Source organism: Geomonas sp. Red276 (assembly GCF_054784495.1).
Genome location: NZ_BLXW01000005.1, coordinates 99,570 through 115,429 on the forward strand (window position 1 = coordinate 99,570; position 15,860 = coordinate 115,429).

The following is a 15,860-nucleotide window of genomic DNA, read 5'->3' on the forward strand; positions in this document are numbered from 1 at the left end:
TCCCAAGGAGTTGTGATGTCCCTGAGTGATGCGCTTGCCATAATGCCGATCCTGATCGCCGCCGGAGCCGCGCTCTTTGTGCTGCTGGCGGGGCCGCTTTTACAGGCGCGCTCGATCAGCTGGATCGCGGTCATCGCCGCGGCCGCCGCCGGCGTGTGGGCGGTGGTGTATCCGGCGGCAGGCGCCACCGTCACTTTGCCGGGGCTGGCATTCACATCGCTATCGCAGTTCCTTATCCCCGTCTTCTCGGCGGCAGCCACTTTGACCCTGCTCTTGTCCCACGACTACAACCAGCGTCGCGGCATCAAGGGAGAGGAATTCCAGGCTACCGTCCTCTTCACCCTCTTCGCCCTCTGCGTGCTCGCCTGCGCGACCAACCTCTTGATCCTCTTCCTCGCCATCGAGTCGGTTTCCTTCGCCTTTTACATCCTGGTCTCGCTCGACCTGGAGCGCGAGGAGTCCGGAGAGGCGGGGCTCAAGTACCTCTTGATGGGGGCGGTGGCAGCGGCCATCGTGGCCTTCGGGATCTCCCTCATCTTCGCCGGGACCGGCACCCTGGCCCTCACCGGCGCCTTCGCTCCGGCGGCCACCCGCCCCATCGTCTCCGCCGGATGGGGGCTGGTCGTGATCGGCATCGCCTTCAAACTCTCGCTGGTGCCCGCCCACCTCTGGACGCCTGACGTCTACCAGGGGGCACCGGCGCCGGTGGCGGCCTTTCTCTCCACCGGCTCCAAGGTCGCCGCGGCCGCCTTTTTCCTGCTCCTTTTGGCCTTCTCCCGCCCGCTGGCCGAGATCCACCTGCCGCTCTATCTCCTTTCGCTGGGCTCCATGGTGATCGGCAACCTCGCAGCGCTCCTCCAGAAGAACATCAAACGCATGCTGGCCTACTCCTCCATCGCGCACATGGGTTACCTGGCGTTGGCGCTTCTCACCGGTAGCCGGGAAGGGTACTCCGCCGTCCTTCTCTACGGGGCCATCTACACCGCCATGAACCTGGCCGCCTTCGGCGCCATCGCCTCGCTTTCCGGTGCGGAAGAGCGGGGAGAGCTGACCGCCTACACCGGGCTTGGGCACACCGCCCCCTTCCGGGGGGCGATACTCGCCCTGGCGATGCTGGCCCTGGCCGGCATCCCTCCGACCGCCGGATTCCTCGGCAAGTTCTACATCTTCTACGCCGCCATCCGCGGCGGCGAAACCACCCTGGCCATCATCGGCATCGTCACCGCCGCCATCTCCGCCTATTTCTATCTGAAGGTGGTGGTCCAGCTCTACATGCGCGAGCCGGAAGGCGCCGCACCCGCCGCTCCGCACCCAGGTACACCGGCCGAATCGCTGGCCCTCACCTGTGCCGCGGTAGCCATTCTCTTCATCGGTATCTACCCCTCCCCGCTTCTGCGCGCCCTCGACGCCGCCCTCCTCCCGTAGCGTGCTTGTATGCCTCTCCGGCACCCTGCCAAAGTGATGGTTGTAATCTGTTCTCAATAATGCTGCAAATGTAGTAATTTTGAGAACGCAATGGGGGCGGTCGAGATGAAAGCTTCAACTCTTGCTGAAACTCTTTTCAGTAGCTATCGGCGTCGGGTCCTGGCGCTGGCCCTCCTACGCCCTGACGAGCATTTCCACGTCAGGGAGATTGCTCGACTTACCGATGTCCCAGCCGGATCACTCCACCGTGAGTTGAAAGTTCTAGCCGAGGCGGGGTTATTGGTCTCCCATGCTGCCGGCAATCAAGTCCGTTACCAGGCGAACAAGAATTGCCCCATTTTTGAGGAACTGGCCGGAATCTTCATGAAAACCTCGGGGCTGGCGGATGTGGTGCGAGACGCATTGCTGCCGCTATCGGATCGAATCGACGTCGCCTTCATTTTCGGCTCGGTAGCACAGGGGAAAGAACGCGTCACCAGCGATGTCGATGTCTTCCTGATTGGTACACTTTCTTTCTCCGATGCAGTACAGGCTCTGGCTATGACGCATGAGCGACTGGGGCGTGAAATTAATCCGGTGGTGATGGCGCGGGAGCGTTTTATAGACAAGTTTGCGGCTGAGGATCAGTTCGTGCGGCGGGTAGTGGATGAATCCAAAATCTTCCTGTTAGGAGGCGCCGATGACCTTGGAAAACTTGTTGAAGATCGGTCAGCTTAAATCTCACGCGACAGGTAAGAGTGAGGTGGGGAAACTATTAAACGCTGCACGACGCAATATCGCCGACGCCGAGGTCGATGTAATCAGTACAGAGACCCGATTTGACAGCGCGTATAAAGCGGTCATGCAAAGCGCCCTTGTTGCCTTGATGGCTAATGTTTTCCGGCCGGACACGAACCGTCCAGGACACCACATGACCGTCATCCAGACTCTTCCGACGACGATAGGGCTACCGAAGGGACGCATGGTGGTTCTCGATGCTCTACGCCGCAGAAGGAATATGACGGACTATACCGGCGATGGAGTTGATGAAGGAACAATGGAGAGTTGCATCGAGGAAGCAAAGGCGCTACTGAGGGACGTCGAGAGGTGGCTAATGGACAACACACCGGAGTTGTTGGAAGGTTGAAGAAAGATTAAGCCGTCGTGTCGTACATAAAAAGGGGCCGCAATTTGCGGCCCCTTTCGTTTTTTCACCTTTGGTTTCCTACCAGGTCTCGTCCGGCTCGCCCCAGAGGTTGTGGGCGATGTCGTCCAGGAGCGCCTCGATCCCTTCGCCGGTGGCGGCGGAGATCGGGAACACCTTGATCCCCCGCTCCTCGAAGTAGGGGAGAATCTCTTTCAGGTTCTCCCTCACGTTGGGGAGGTCCATCTTGTTGATGACCACGGTCTGCCGTTTCTCGGCGAGCTCCGGGTTGAAGAGCGCAAGCTCCCGATTGATCGCCTCGTACTCTGCGATGGGATCGCGCTCCGGCATCCAGGAAAGATCCAAAAGGTGCAGCAGCTGCCCGGTACGTTCCAGGTGCTTAAGGAAACGGTGACCGAGGCCGGCCCCTTCGCTGGCGCCTTCGATGAGCCCCGGGATGTCCGCCATCACGAAGGTCCGGTAGTTCTTGTAGCGCACCACGCCGAGATTGGGCACCAGGGTGGTGAAGTGGTAGGCGGCGATCTTCGGGCGGGCCGCCGAGACCTTGGTGATCAGGGAGGATTTCCCGACGCTCGGCATTCCCAATAGCCCGACGTCGGCCATCAGCTTCAGCTCGAGCCTGATCCAGAGCTCCTCGCCCGGCTCCCCCGGCTGGGCGAAGCGGGGCGCCTTATGGGTGGCGGATTTGAAACGGGTGTTTCCCTGGCCGCCGCGCCCGCCCTTGAGGAGCACGATGGAGGAATCGGCCTGGTCGAGATCGGCGAGGATCTCATCGGTCTCGGCGTCCTTGATCACCGTTCCCTGCGGAACCAGGATCTCCAGAGGCTGGCCGTTGGCGCCGTGGCGCTCCTTCCCCATCCCGTTTCTTCCCTTGCCGGCCTTCTGGTGGGGATGCTGGCGCAGGTCCAGCAGGGTGGAGAGTTGGGGCGACACCTTGACCACCACGTCCCCCCCCTTGCCGCCGTCGCCGCCGTCCGGTCCGCCGAACTCAATGAACTTTTCATGCCGGAAGGAGACGCATCCCGCCCCTCCGTCGCCGGACTTTACGTGAATTTTTACTTCATCGATGAAACTCATGACGTGTGGTTCCCATGCAAACGGCAAAAGCCCGGACCATTGTGGCTCCGGGCTTTTGCACTGGTATGTAGCGGCTATTAGCTGGCCGGGTAAACGGAGACCTTCTTGCGGTCTTTACCCATCCGCTCGAACTTCACCACGCCTTCGATAAGGGCGAAGAGGGTGTAGTCCTTGCCCAGCCCGACGTTGTTGCCGGGGTGGATTTTGGTGCCGTGCTGACGGTAGATGATGTTGCCGGCTTTAACCGTCTCGCCGCCGAACTTCTTGCAGCCTAGTCTTTGGCCGTCGGAGTCACGTCCGTTCCTGGAGCTACCGACGCCTTTCTTGTGTGCCATTTCACTTTCCTCCTGCGGGAGGTTCCGCCTTTATCAGTGCGGGTACCGCGCCGCCTTTTTTAAAATTACCAATTAGGCGTTGATCTTTTCGATCTTCAGGATGGTCCTGAGCTGGCGGTGCCCGTTAAGCTTCCTGGAATCCTTCCGGCGCTTGGACTTGAAGACCAGAATCTTCTTGTCTTTGCCCTGCTCGACAATTTTGCCGACCACAGAGGCGCTGGGCACTAAAGGTGTTCCGATAACGACCTTATCGCCGCCAACCATCAGGACTTCGGAGATCTCGACGGTATCACCTACCGCGCCCTCCAATTTCTCGACTTTCAAAAAGTCGCCCTCGGAAACTTTGTACTGTTTCCCTCCGGTTTTGACTACTGCGTACATTCGACTTCACCACCTTTACTCTGGATTTACTCTGAGCGGCAAACCTTATCTTGAAAAAGACCCAAAGTCAAGGGGTTTTCAGGATCAGGCGAAATTTTGTAAGGGGACTGGCTCCGTCAGGTGCCTGTCCCCCTGTCCTGGAGCCTTACGCCACGTCGACGTAGATCTCGTCGCCGCGGATTTCCACCGGGTAGATCTTCAGCGTGCATTCCGGGTGCCCCTCGCAGGCCCCGGTTTTCAGGTCGAAGCGGTAGCCGTGCCGCTGGCAAGACAGTTTCCCGGCCTCCTTGACGACGGCACCTTCCAGCGGGGCTCCCTGGTGCGGGCACTCGCGCTCGCACGCGTACACCACCCCTTTCATCTTCAGGAGCAGGACCTGCTGGCCGGCAATCTCGACCAGTTTCTTGCCCCACTCCGGGACATCAGCAACTTTGGCAGCGAGAATCATGAATTCCTCCCTTGGTGTTTCCACTGGGTCGGGCGGAGGGTGGCAACGTAGGTGCCGCCCCTACCGCCATCCTCGCCCTGTCCCTCCCCTTGAAGGGGAGGGGACGACGGGCAACCTGCTCAGCCGGCACTATTTACTATCGGCACCGGGAGCGAGCTAGACGTTGGCGATGGTGACGGCGTGGGCAGACTCTTCGGCACGCTTCCTCGCATCGTCGGTGTCTTTGCCGAAGCAGAGGGCAACCCCCATGCGGCGCCCTTTGCGGGTGTCCGGCTTACCGAACAGCCTGATCTTGGCGGTCGGGACCGACAGCGCGTCGGCGACTCCCTGGAAGGCGACCTCTTCGGCCGTGTCCTCGGCCAGGATGACGTGGGAAGCGGCGGGGCCGAGGTTCTCGATGGTGGGAACCGGAAGCCCGAGGATCGCGCGCACGTGGAGCTCGAATTCGGAGACGTTCTGGGAAAGAAGGGTGACCATGCCGGTATCGTGCGGGCGGGGAGAGACTTCGCTGAAGAAGACCTTGTCCCCCTTGATGAAGAACTCGACGCCGAAGATGCCGCGCCCCCCCAGGGCGGTGGTGACCGCCTCAGCCTGCCTTTGGGCCTCGGCCAGGACGGCCGGATCCATCCCCATCGGCTGCCACGACTCGTGGTAGTCGCCGTCGATCTGGCGATGGCCGATGGGAGGGCAGAAGGAGGTGCCGTTCTTGGAGCGGACGGTGAGGAGGGTGATCTCGTAATCGAAGGGGATGAACTCCTCGACGATGACGGTATCGGAGGCGCCGCGGGCCCCTTCCAGGGCATAGTTCCAGGAGCGCTCGAGAAGCGCCCGGTCGCGCAGCACGCTCTGCCCTTTCCCGGAGGAGCTCATGATCGGTTTCACCACGCAGGGAACGCCGATGGCGTCCACCGCGGCCCGGAACTCTTCCAGGGTGGAGGCGAAGCGATAGGCGGCGGTCGGCAGCCCCAGTTCCTCGGCGGCCAGGCGGCGGATCCCCTCGCGGTTCATGGTGAGGTTGGTGGCCCGGGCGGTCGGGATGACGTTGAACCCTTCCTTTTCGAGCTCCAAGAGGTAGGTGGTGTCGATGGCCTCGATTTCCGGGACGATGTAGTCCGGCTTCTCCAATCGGACCACACGCTCCAGTTCGGCGCGGTTGAGCATGTCGATGACGTGGCTGTTGTGGGCCACCTGCATGGCCGGTGCGTTGGCGTAGCGGTCGACGGCCACGACTTCGATACCCAGCCTCTGGGCCTCGATGACAACCTCTTTGCCAAGCTCGCCCGAGCCCAGCAGCATAATCTTGGTGGCGCCTTTCTTAAGCGGTGTTCCGATCATTGCCTCTCCTTTGCGAAAATCCTACTCGTGAAAGTTCAAAAAGTCCCCCTTTGGGAAAGGGGGATATAGGGGGTTGTATCTCTTTGCGGGCGGTGCCGAATCCCCCCCGGCCCCCCTTTTTCAAGGGGGGCGTGCTTAGAAAAGGGGGAGGGTAGGGCGGCGCAAGGCGAGCCTAGCTGACGGCGACCTCGAACTGCTCCTGGTGGAACCCGGGCTTGGCGCGGACGGTGATCCGCTTCTTGAAGTTTTTCTCCAGCTCTTCCAGGCCGCGGCGCTCCTCGTCGTAGAGGAGGTCGGCCACCTGCGGATGCACGGTCAGCATCACCTTGGTGCCTCGGATGTCCAGCATCTCCCGGCGCAGCTCGCGGAAGATCTCGTGGCAGACGGTGATCTTGGACTTCACGTAGCCCCTTCCCTCGCAGTAGGGGCACGGCTCGCACATCATCCGCCCGAGGCTTTCGCGGACCCTCTTCCTGGTCATCTCCACGAGGCCGAGCTCGGAAATCTTCAGGATGTTGGTCTTGGACTTGTCGCTTTTGAGCGCCTCCTCCAGGGCACCGTAGACCTTCTCGCGGTTCACCTCCTTCTCCATGTCGATGAAGTCGATGATGATGATCCCGCCCAGGTTCCTGAGCCTCAGCTGGTAGGCGATCTCCTTCACCGCCTCCAGGTTGGTCTTCAGGATGGTGTCCTCGAGGTTGTGCTTTCCGACGTAGCGCCCGGTGTTCACGTCGATGGCGGTCAGCGCCTCGGTCTGCTCGATGATGATGTAGCCGCCGCTTTTGAGCCAGACCTTGCGCCCCAGCGCCCGGCTGATCTCCACCTCCAGGCCGAAGTGGTCGAAGATCGGCTCCTCCTCGTCGTAGAGCTCGATCGAGTACTTCATCTTCGGCATGAAGGTGCTGATGAACTGGACGATCTTGTCGTGCTCGGGCTTCGAGTCGACCACGATCCGCTCGACCGACTCGGTCAGGATGTCGCGCACCACCTTCTGGGTCACGTCCAGGTCCGAATGGATCAGGGTGGGGGCCCCCGCCTTGTCCTTCTTTTTGACGATCTCTTCCCAGAGCTTGGTGAGGTAATGGAGGTCGGCGACCAGGTCTTCTTCGCTTTTCCCGTCGGATACGGTGCGGACGATGAAGCCACCCCCCACCGGCTTGATCCGGTCGACGATCTCCTTCAGGCGCTCGCGCTCGACCTCGTCCTCGATGCGTCGTGAGATCCCGACATGGTCGACGGTCGGCATGTAGACCAGGTGGCGCCCGGGGAGCGATATGTGGGCGGTGATGCGGGCCCCCTTGGTGCCGATCGGCTCCTTGGATATCTGCACCAAGAGCTCCTGCCCCTCCTGGAGCAGCTCCTCGATCGGGTGGAGCGGGTGGGGCACCGGCTCCTCACCCTCCCGTTCTATGAAGGTGTCGTACTCCTCGACCGAGTCGAAGACGTCCGCCACGTAGAGAAAGGCGGCCTTCTCCAGCCCGATGTCGACGAAGGCCGCCTGCATGCCGGGCAGCACCCTGACGACTCTTCCCTTGTAGATGTTGCCGATGATCCCCTTGACCCTGCTCCTCTCTACGTACAGCTCCGCAATGGTGCCGTTTTCGATGAGGGCGATACGGGTCTCGTGGGAAGTTGTGTTGATGACCAACTCGTTTCCCATACAAACCCCTTCTGCATCATATATTTGAAATTAAAAAATAAACCGATTGGGAACGAGTCCGTCCCGGGCACGCCGGGGTTACTGCTCGTCGCTGAAGATGACCTCGAGCTTCTCCAGGCGGGCGTCTTTCAGCTCGTCGGTGGAGACCCCCAGGATGGCGGCGGCGTACTCGGCCGGCTTGCCGCGCCCGACCACCATCTCGATGGTCCGCCCTGTCCCGGAAAGCTCGGAGAGCTCCTCCCGGAGGTCGAACTCGATCACCTTCCCTTTCTTCTCTCGGCGAAGCGGGCAGGAGTCGAGCGCCAGGAAGCTGGCCACCTTCTCCTCCAACCCGGCTTCCATCCCCTCGGGGAGGGTCACCCGGTAGCGCACCCGCTCCATTATGACGGAGAGTGCCGGCGCCTTCAGGCCGATCTCCCGCGCTTCCACCACCCGCACCCCTTCGGGAAGGGCGGCGTTAAGGGCGGTCTGCAGCTGCTCCGCGCCGTATCCCTGCTCGACCTCAAAGTCCATGTACTCGGCGTAGGACTCCACCCCCACCGAGAGCGCGGTGGCGAAGGAGAACTTCGGGTGGGGATGGAACCCCTGCGAGTAGCGGATGGGGATCGCCGCCCGCCCGACCGCGCGGGTGAAGAGGGTCAGCATCTCCAGGTGGCTCAGGTAGCGCATCCTTCCCAGCTTCTCGAAACGGATCCGGATCCGCTGCCCCTGCTCGCCCGGCTCCTGCCCGGCGTCCTGGCAGGCATAGGTGTCGAAGGAAACCGCCTCGTGGAGTCTCAGCCTGATGGTGTCGAAGTCGCAGACGCCGCAGCCGGTGCAGACGCCGTCCCGGCAATCAGGTGTGGCGGCTTCCACGAGGGCCGCCTGCCGCTCGGCCGCCAGGAATTCGCGGGTGACGCCGCAGTCGATGTGGTCCCAGGGGAGCGGCTCGTCCAGTTCGCGCCGGCGGTGATAGAAGCGGGGATCGAGGCCGGTGGCCGCGAACGCCTGATTCCACTTCTCGCGGTCGAAATGCTCCCACCAGCCGTCGAAGCGGCAGCCGGCCCGGTGCGCCTCCACCAGGAGCTTGCCCAGCCTACGGTCGCCGCGGGCGAAGACACCCTCCATGACGGAAAGAGAGGACTCCTGCCACTTCATGATGAGCTTCTTCTGCTTGAGCGCGCCCCTGAGCCAGCGCTGCTTCTCGACGATCTCCTCCTCGGAGATCTGCGCATCCCACTGGAAGGGGGTGTGGGGCTTGGGGACGAAGCTGGAGACGGAGACGTTGACGTCGCCGCCTGAGCCGGCGAATTTCCCCTGCCGCTTCACCTCGCGGGAGAGATCCACGATCCCCTGCAGGTCGTCCATGGTCTCGGTCGGGAGCCCGATCATGTAGTAGAGCTTGATGAGCCGCCACCCCGAGCCGAACACCGCCCGGGCGTTGTCGAGCAGGTCCGCCTCGCTGATCCCCTTGTTGATGACTTTTCTCAGCCGCTCGCTCCCCGCCTCCGGGGCGAGGGTGAAGCCGGTCTTCCTGACCCGCCTGATCTCCTCGGCCATCTCGGGACTGAGGCTCCCGACCCGCATGGAGGGGAGGGACACCGCCTTCTTGCGGGCGGCGTAGCGGTCCATCAGCCCCTTCAATAGGGGAGTGAGGCAGCCGTAGTCGCCGGTCGAGAGCGAGAGGAGGGAAACCTCGTCGTAGCCGGTGTTTTTGAAGGCCTCTTCGGCGATCTCCAGCACCCGTTCCGGGCTCCGCTCGCGGACCGGGCGGTAGATGTACCCCGCCTGGCAGAACCGGCAGCCGCGCGTGCAGCCGCGGGAGATCTCCACGCTGACCCGGTCGTGCACCGTCTTCAGGAAGGGGACCACCGGATCGGTCGGGTAGTAGGCACTGTCCAGGTCGGCCAGGAAGCGCCGCCGCACACTCCGGTAGCCCGGCTTGAGCGGGGTGATCTCCTTGATCCGCCCGTCGTCCTGGTAGCTCACCTCGAAGAAGCTGGGGACGTAGACCCCCTCGATGCGGGAAAGCCGCTCCAAGAGCTCGGCCTTGGAGAGACCCGCCTCCTTGGCGCTCCGCACGCAGTCGGCCAGCTCGACGACCGCCTCCTCCCCGTCGCCGATCAGGAAGGCGTCGAAGAAGTCGGCCAACGGCTCCGGATTGTAGGCGCAGGGGCCGCCGCCGATCACCAGCGGGTAGCCGCCGTCCCGCTCCGCCGCCAGCAGGGGGATCCCGGCCAGGTCGAGCATGTTGAGTATGTTCGTGTAGGAAAGTTCGTACTGCAGCGTGAACCCGAGGATGTCGGCGGAGGCGAGCGGGAGCCCGCCTTCCAGGGTGGTCAGCGGCCGCTGTTCTGCCCGCAGGATCGCCTCCAGGTCCGGCCACGGGGCATACACCCGTTCCGGGGCGATCCAGGGAACTCCCTTCAATACACCGTAGAGCACCTGCAATCCCAGGTGGCTCATCCCTATCTCATATACGTCGGGAAAGGCGAGGACGAAACCGATCCCCTCTCTCTTCCCGGTGGTGGCACCCATTTCGCCGCCCATGTAGCGGGCGGGCTTCTCAACTGTCAAAAGCAGGTTGTCGCTCAAAAAACCCCCGAATTTCTTTTACAATGACCGGCCATATTACCAAATATGCTTCCCCGCTGGCAAGCAATATGCCCGAGGCGCAGGGAGAAGCTGGCCGGCCAAAGTTATCATGAGTATACCTCATTTGCGGTATTCATTGGCGGATATCGGGTTCGTTTGGTGCGGTGGCGACAGTGGCTAGCGGATTCTTCTCATGAAAAGTGCAAAGAAACAGGGATTTGTGACATTCATGAAAATTTGGCATGCCGCGTGCTAATGGAAAGGCTATCTAACATTTCTCAAAGGAGATTCAAAATGAAAAAAGTTCTGTCCTCCGTAGTTGCCGCTCTCGTTGCTGTTGCTTTCGCTGGTGTTGTTTTCGCTGCTGACGCTGCTCCGGCTGCTGCTCCGGCCGCTGAGAAGAAAGAAGAGAAAGCTGAGAAGAAAGCTCCGGCTAAGAAAGCCAAGAAAGCAAAGAAAGCCAAGAAAGCCAAGAAAGCTGAGAAGAAAGCCGAGAAGAAAGAAGAAGCTCCGGCTGCTCCGGCCGCTCCGGCTGCGAAGTAATTCTCTTTCCGGAGAATTCGAAAAGGCCGCATCGAAAGATGCGGCCTTTTTTTTCGTCCAGCTTTTGCCCACAAAAAAGGGGGATCAAGATCCCCCCTTGCCATTTCCTCTCGGTCACCGGCCGCTATGGCCGCTCCAGGTTACCCTTTCTACTCCTTGCGCCACACGTACGGGGGATCGATCAGCGGATCGTAGAACCCCGGAGTCGACACGAAGAAGGTCATCGTTTCGGCCACGCCGGAAATCGTCCGTACCAGGGTCATGCCGATACCCTTGAGCGGGCCGACGGCAATCCCTTTGCCGACCCCTTCCTCCTTGGAGGTGTTCACGATCTGTTTCGGGAATTCGAGCCAGCCGGTGGCGATGTTGGCGACCCCGCGGGCGAACTTGTTGGCCATCCCGTCCACAACCTCCTGGGCGGAGGCGTTTTCGATGGTCTGGCTTTCCAGCGCTCTCGCCGAAGGTGCGCAGGTCAGCAGGCAGGTGGCCAGGACCACCGCCGGCAGCGTCAGGCGTGCCATCTTCATGTTACTCCCCCTTGTTCTCGGCACTCTGTTCCGGGCTCTTTTGCCGCGGCTCGACCCGCTTCTCATCCCAACCCTGCCAGACGAATTCCGGCTGGATCATGGAGTCGTAGTACCCCGGCTGCGGAACGGCGAAGAAGACGGTCTCGGTAAGGCCGGTAAAGAACCGGTAAAATCCCATCCCGAGTCCCTTGAGAGGCCCGACCACGTAAGCGATGCCGCCGCGGTCCCGTGCCATCAGGTAGGACTGTTTGGGTATCTCCACCACCGAGGTTACCGTGTTGGTCACGCCTCGCACGAGCTTGAACGCCATCTTCTCGGCGATCGCCTCCGGCTGCGGTTCGTCCAGGGCAAAGGACGGTGTGGCAGAGAGCATGACCAGCAACAGGGGAAACAGCATGACGTTCCTACGCATCGTCTTCCTCCACACGGGTACCTGGCGGTTAAAAGCTATGTCCTTTTAACATAGTTGCCCCTCATTGGCAAGCCGCAAGGGGATTTACGGCGCTGGAGAGGCCGGCTTGCAAGGGGCTCTCTGGGGGGGGGAGCCTTCCCTAAAGAGGTTGCAGGAAGGGGGGCTCGCCCAAGGGGCTACAAAAAGAAACGGCGCGGCCCCCTGCCAAGGGCCGCGCCGTCTCGAGAAGAAGGATCCGGAACGAAATTTATTTGCCGCTACCGTGAGTTCTCTTCAGGTAGGTTTTTACTCCTTCGTTAGATGCCTTCATAGCTTCGTCACCTTCCTGCCAGTTGGCCGGGCAGACTTCGCCGCCGTGGGTCTCGACGAACTGGAGCGCGTCCAGCATCCTCAGCGCCTCGCTGACGCTCCTGCCGAGCGGGAGGTCGTTGATGACCGAGTGACGGACGACGCCTTTGGTATCGATGAGGAACAGGCCGCGCAGGGCGACCGACTCGTTGAGCAGGATCCCGTAGGAACGGGCGATGTTCTTGTTGAGGTCCTCGACCAGCGGGTACTGGATGTTCCCGATGCCGCCGTTGTCGACCGGGGTGTTTTTCCAGGCGAGATGGGTAAAGCGGGAGTCGATGGACACGCCGATCACTTCGCAGTTTTTCTCCTTGAACTCGGCCAGACGCTTGTTGAAGGCCAGGATCTCGGAAGGGCAGACGAAGGTGAAATCGAGCGGGTAGAAGAAGAGCACGACGTACTTCCCGCGGTAGTTGGAAAGGGTCATCTCGGCGAAAGTGTTGTCAGGCATAACGGCCTGGGCGGTAAAGTCGGGAGCTTCTTTGGTAACCAGGGTGGTAAGGCTCATTCGCTGTCTCCTTTGCTCGGAAATAAGTTCTAATGGGGGAAACTGTACCAGCCTCCTAATCCCTTGTCAATGGAAAAAGACAAAAATTATCCTTTTTGTCCCGTAGAAAATTTAGACGAAAAAAAGGCCGGTTAGGGACCGGCCAGGGAACCCCGACCGTTTCCGGAAGGGGAGGAGAGTTGTATGGGCGCCTACTTGACGTCGCCGCGGATGCCGATGGTGACCTCCTTGAAGGGGATCTCTTTCCCGGAGGCGGCCAGCGCCTGGCGTGCGGCCATGACGATGCCGCCGCAGCAGGGGACTTCCATCCGCAAGACGGTGATGGATTTGATGGACGAGACCCGGAAGAGCTCGGTCAGCTTATCGCGATAGGCGTTGTTGTCGTCGAGTTTGGGGCAGCCGACCACGACGGCCTTGCCGGCCAGGAAGTCGCGGTGGTAGTCGGCGTAGGCGAAGGGGACGCAGTCGGCGGTGATGAGGAGGTCGGCATCCTGGAAGTAGGGCGCGGAGACCGGCACGAGGTGCAGCTGGACGGGCCACTGGGCGAGCTGGCTTTGCTGCTTGGCGCCCGGTGCCGCCGGGGCGGCCGAGGGAGCCGGTGCAAATGAGGCCACCCGGGAGCCGGGGCAACCGCCGTGGCCGGCGTGATGGGGCGCGGGAGCCGGCTTCTGCGGCGCGGCGGCCTGGGGCTGGGTATGGAGGTGCTTCTCGACCGCTTCCTCGTCGAAGGCGTCGGCCTCCCGTTCGATGATGGTGATGGCGTCCTGCGGGCAATCGCCGAGGCAGGCACCGAGCCCGTCGCAGAGGTTGTCGGCGGCTATCTGCGCCTTGCCGTCAACGATCTTGATGGCGCCTTCCGCGCAGGACGGCACGCAGAGTCCGCAGCCGTCACACTTGTCCTGGTCGATATGCACAATTTTTCTGATCATCTTCATCCCCTTGGAGCTTTAGAAATTCGGGTTCGGCAGGTCTCGAACACCATAACGGATTAAAAGAAATAGTGCCACAGGAGATCGAGGCGCCCCCTGAGGAGCAGCCGGCGCCCCGAGTAGGCCATCACCTCGCGGATGGCGGCCCGCTGGTTCTTGCCGTAGCAGTGAATCGGGCAGTGTTTGCAGTCGGGCTTGGGATCGAGCGGGCACCGGGACCGCTTCGTACGTGCGTAGGCGAGAAGCTCGGCGCAGCTCGGGCAGAGTTCCCCTTTGCGGGAGCCGTGCCTGCCGCGGCAGTAGACACCGATGAAGGCGTCGAGGACCTTGATGTCATTGGCCTCTTTGGCAGCCTTGCGCTCACGCTGTTTCTGATCGATCGACCCCGCTTGCACGGGAGGTACGTCATTCATGGAAGCCACCGGGAACCTCGCAAATCACTTACAGCGCTAGCGCGTCATCTTTGCCGGCCGCGCTCCGCTTTCCTTGATGATGGTGACCATACCGCTAAAAGTCACTTAAAAGCATGACTAAAATCAAGAAACAAAAGTCAGCACCCTTTGCCTTTGCGGATAATCTGTGATATTTTTGGCCGCAATGAACACCAACATGCCCACAGTCGTCATACCTCGCGCGGAACACGGTATCTCGCGCTCCCTTCTCAGTCAAAACAGCGTACGGGTCCTTTACAAGCTCAAGGAGCAAGGTTTCATCGGCTACCTGGTCGGCGGCGGCGTCCGCGACCTCCTCCTCGGCCGGGAGCCCAAGGACTTCGACGTGGTCACCGATGCCACCCCCGGTCAGCTGAAAAAGCTTTTCCGCAACTGCCGCCTGATCGGCCGCCGTTTCCGGCTCGCCCACCTGCACTTTCACGACGAGATCATCGAAGTCGCCACCTTCCGCTCCACGGTCGACAGCGCGGAGGCTGCCGAAGCGGCCGAGCCGGCCACCGCCGAAGCGGCCGAGCCGGCCACCGCCGAAGCGGCCGAGCCGGCCGCACCCGTCGAGCCCCGCGACGAGGCGGAGCAGATCGCCCGGGACCGCGACGCCCGCCGGCACGGTCCCCGCCTTTTGAAGAGCGAGGACGGGATGGTGCTGCGCGACAACGTCTTCGGCACCCCGGAGGAGGACGCCGTCCGCCGGGATTTCACCGTCAACGCGCTCTTCTACAACATCGCCGACTTCTCCATCATCGACCACGTCGGGGGGATGGAGGACCTGAAGAGGGGGGTCATCCGCACCATCGGCGATCCCGTGGTCCGTTTCACCGAGGACCCGGTCCGCATGCTCCGCGCGGTCCGCTTCGCCTCCATGCTCGGCTTCAACATCGAGGAGAGGACGGCGGCCGCCCTCCACGAGCTCTGCTCCACCATCAGCAAGGCCACCCCCCCCCGCCTCTACGAGGAGATGCTCAAGATGCTCCTCAAGGGGGAGGGTGAGCGCACCTACCAGATGATGAGGAGCACCGGGCTCTTTGCGCCGCTCTTCCCGCACTTCGATGCCTGGCTGGCCAGGGAGTCGGGGGGCTTCCCGCACGCGCGGGTCGGCAAGGCCCTGGAATGGGTGGACGAGAAGGTGGGGTGCGGGGAGCCGGTATCGCCGCAGCTCCTGATCGCCCTCATGTTCGGGGAGTACCTGGAGGAGAAGATCGCCGCCTTCCGCGCCGAAGGGGCCGCGCCGCAGCTCGCCACCGACATGGCGGTGGCCTCTTTTGCCGGGGAGCTCGGCCTCACGGTGGCCATCCCCAACCGGGTACTGATCGCCGTGCGCGAGATCCTCTCCTGCCAGCACCGCTTCCAGAAAACCCCCGGCCGCAACGGCCGCGGCGTGGTGGCGAGGGCGGTCTTCCCCGACGCCCTCGAATACCTCCGCTTCATGGAGAGCATCACCCCTGCCAAGAAATCGCTGGCGCAGTGGTGGGAGCGTTTTGCCGCCGAGCAGCCGGTTGCCGAGGCACCGGCCACCGAAGAGGGGGCAGCCGGCGAAGAGGCGCCCGCCAAGAGGAAGCGGCGCCGCAGACGGCGGCGGAAAAAGCCGGGCGGCTCACCGGCACCGGCCACGGAATAATGAGAAGGGGACCGGCACCACAGGTGCCGGTCCCCTTTTATTTTGCCCTTCTGTATTATTGCCCTTCAGGGGCGGCCGAAGGCTTTTAATTATACCCTCGCCCCTTCAGGGGAGAGGGGAGAAAGTTCCAGTGCCCCGTTAGGCGAG

Annotated in this window: 17 protein-coding genes; 5 read left to right on the top strand and 12 right to left on the bottom strand. The window is 62.0% G+C overall.

The window, feature by feature from the left end; genetic code table 11:
- The first annotated feature begins 15 nt into the window (after positions 1-15).
- From ACYVL5_RS05490 to ACYVL5_RS05500, 3 genes are all read left to right on the top strand, one after another.
- Positions 16-1,425: an NADH-quinone oxidoreductase subunit N gene (locus ACYVL5_RS05490; RefSeq protein WP_460594549.1), complete on the top strand. Its 1,410-nt coding sequence runs from the start codon at positions 16-18 to the stop codon at positions 1,423-1,425.
- A gap of 90 nt (positions 1,426-1,515) precedes the next feature.
- Positions 1,516-2,142 carry a hypothetical protein gene (locus ACYVL5_RS05495; RefSeq protein ID WP_460594550.1) on the top strand — a complete coding sequence of 209 codons (627 nt, stop codon included), beginning with the start codon at positions 1,516-1,518 and terminating at the stop codon, positions 2,140-2,142.
- Positions 2,105-2,551: a HEPN domain-containing protein gene (locus ACYVL5_RS05500; protein ID WP_460594551.1), complete on the top strand. Its 447-nt coding sequence runs from the start codon at positions 2,105-2,107 to the stop codon at positions 2,549-2,551. The genes ACYVL5_RS05495 and ACYVL5_RS05500 overlap by 38 nt, the downstream gene beginning before the upstream one ends.
- 78 nt (positions 2,552-2,629) lie before the next feature.
- Here ACYVL5_RS05500 and obgE read toward each other — a convergent pair whose 3' ends face one another.
- From obgE to ACYVL5_RS05535, 7 genes are all read right to left on the bottom strand, one after another.
- Entirely contained in the window at positions 2,630-3,646 is a 1,017-nt protein-coding gene (obgE, locus tag ACYVL5_RS05505) for an Obg family GTPase (protein ID WP_460594552.1), read from the bottom strand.
- A gap of 77 nt (positions 3,647-3,723) precedes the next feature.
- Complete coding sequence (gene rpmA / locus ACYVL5_RS05510) at positions 3,724-3,981, bottom strand: bL27 family ribosomal protein (RefSeq protein ID WP_460594553.1); 258 nt, start codon at positions 3,979-3,981, stop codon at positions 3,724-3,726.
- A 72-nt stretch (positions 3,982-4,053) separates the two neighbouring features.
- Complete coding sequence (gene rplU, locus ACYVL5_RS05515; protein WP_460594554.1) at positions 4,054-4,362, bottom strand: bL21 family ribosomal protein; 309 nt, start codon at positions 4,360-4,362, stop codon at positions 4,054-4,056.
- 145 nt (positions 4,363-4,507) lie between these two features.
- A complete protein-coding gene (locus ACYVL5_RS05520) occupies positions 4,508-4,810 on the bottom strand; it encodes a Rieske (2Fe-2S) protein (protein ID WP_460594555.1) in 303 nt (100 codons plus the stop codon).
- A 156-nt stretch (positions 4,811-4,966) separates the two neighbouring features.
- On the bottom strand, positions 4,967-6,145 hold the full coding sequence (purT, locus tag ACYVL5_RS05525; protein WP_460594556.1) for a phosphoribosylglycinamide formyltransferase 2: 1,179 nt from the start codon (positions 6,143-6,145) through the stop codon (positions 4,967-4,969).
- A gap of 172 nt (positions 6,146-6,317) precedes the next feature.
- Positions 6,318-7,805 (bottom strand): Rne/Rng family ribonuclease, encoded by a 1,488-nt coding sequence (locus ACYVL5_RS05530; RefSeq protein ID WP_460594557.1) that lies wholly within the window; start codon positions 7,803-7,805, stop codon positions 6,318-6,320.
- Between the two features lie 78 nt (positions 7,806-7,883).
- A complete protein-coding gene (locus tag ACYVL5_RS05535; RefSeq protein WP_460594558.1) occupies positions 7,884-10,379 on the bottom strand; it encodes a TIGR03960 family B12-binding radical SAM protein in 2,496 nt (831 codons plus the stop codon).
- 294 nt (positions 10,380-10,673) lie between these two features.
- Here ACYVL5_RS05535 and ACYVL5_RS05540 point away from each other — a divergent pair, with 294 nt between their 5' ends.
- Positions 10,674-10,922, top strand: coding sequence for a hypothetical protein (locus tag ACYVL5_RS05540; RefSeq protein ID WP_460594559.1), 249 nt, complete (start codon positions 10,674-10,676; stop codon positions 10,920-10,922).
- A gap of 149 nt (positions 10,923-11,071) precedes the next feature.
- Here ACYVL5_RS05540 and ACYVL5_RS05545 read toward each other — a convergent pair whose 3' ends face one another.
- The 5 genes from ACYVL5_RS05545 to ACYVL5_RS05565 form a co-directional block, all read right to left on the bottom strand.
- The gene (locus ACYVL5_RS05545; protein ID WP_460594560.1) at positions 11,072-11,449 is read right to left on the bottom strand and encodes an exosortase system-associated protein, TIGR04073 family; all 378 of its coding nucleotides are present in this window, start codon (positions 11,447-11,449) and stop codon (positions 11,072-11,074) included.
- Position 11,450: 1 nt separating this feature from the next.
- On the bottom strand, positions 11,451-11,861 hold the full coding sequence (locus ACYVL5_RS05550) for an exosortase system-associated protein, TIGR04073 family (RefSeq protein ID WP_460594561.1): 411 nt from the start codon (positions 11,859-11,861) through the stop codon (positions 11,451-11,453).
- A gap of 247 nt (positions 11,862-12,108) precedes the next feature.
- Positions 12,109-12,717, bottom strand: coding sequence for a peroxiredoxin (locus tag ACYVL5_RS05555; protein ID WP_460594562.1), 609 nt, complete (start codon positions 12,715-12,717; stop codon positions 12,109-12,111).
- A gap of 191 nt (positions 12,718-12,908) precedes the next feature.
- Positions 12,909-13,646, bottom strand: a complete 738-nt coding sequence (locus ACYVL5_RS05560; protein WP_460594563.1) for an ATP-binding protein — start codon at positions 13,644-13,646, stop codon at positions 12,909-12,911.
- Between the two features lie 59 nt (positions 13,647-13,705).
- Positions 13,706-14,059, bottom strand: coding sequence for a nitrous oxide-stimulated promoter family protein (locus ACYVL5_RS05565; RefSeq protein ID WP_460594564.1), 354 nt, complete (start codon positions 14,057-14,059; stop codon positions 13,706-13,708).
- A 184-nt stretch (positions 14,060-14,243) separates the two neighbouring features.
- On the opposite strand from ACYVL5_RS05565, the gene ACYVL5_RS05570 reads away from it, so the two are divergent.
- On the top strand, positions 14,244-15,713 hold the full coding sequence (locus ACYVL5_RS05570) for a poly(A) polymerase (protein ID WP_460594611.1): 1,470 nt from the start codon (positions 14,244-14,246) through the stop codon (positions 15,711-15,713).
- Positions 15,714-15,860 lie beyond the last annotated feature (147 nt).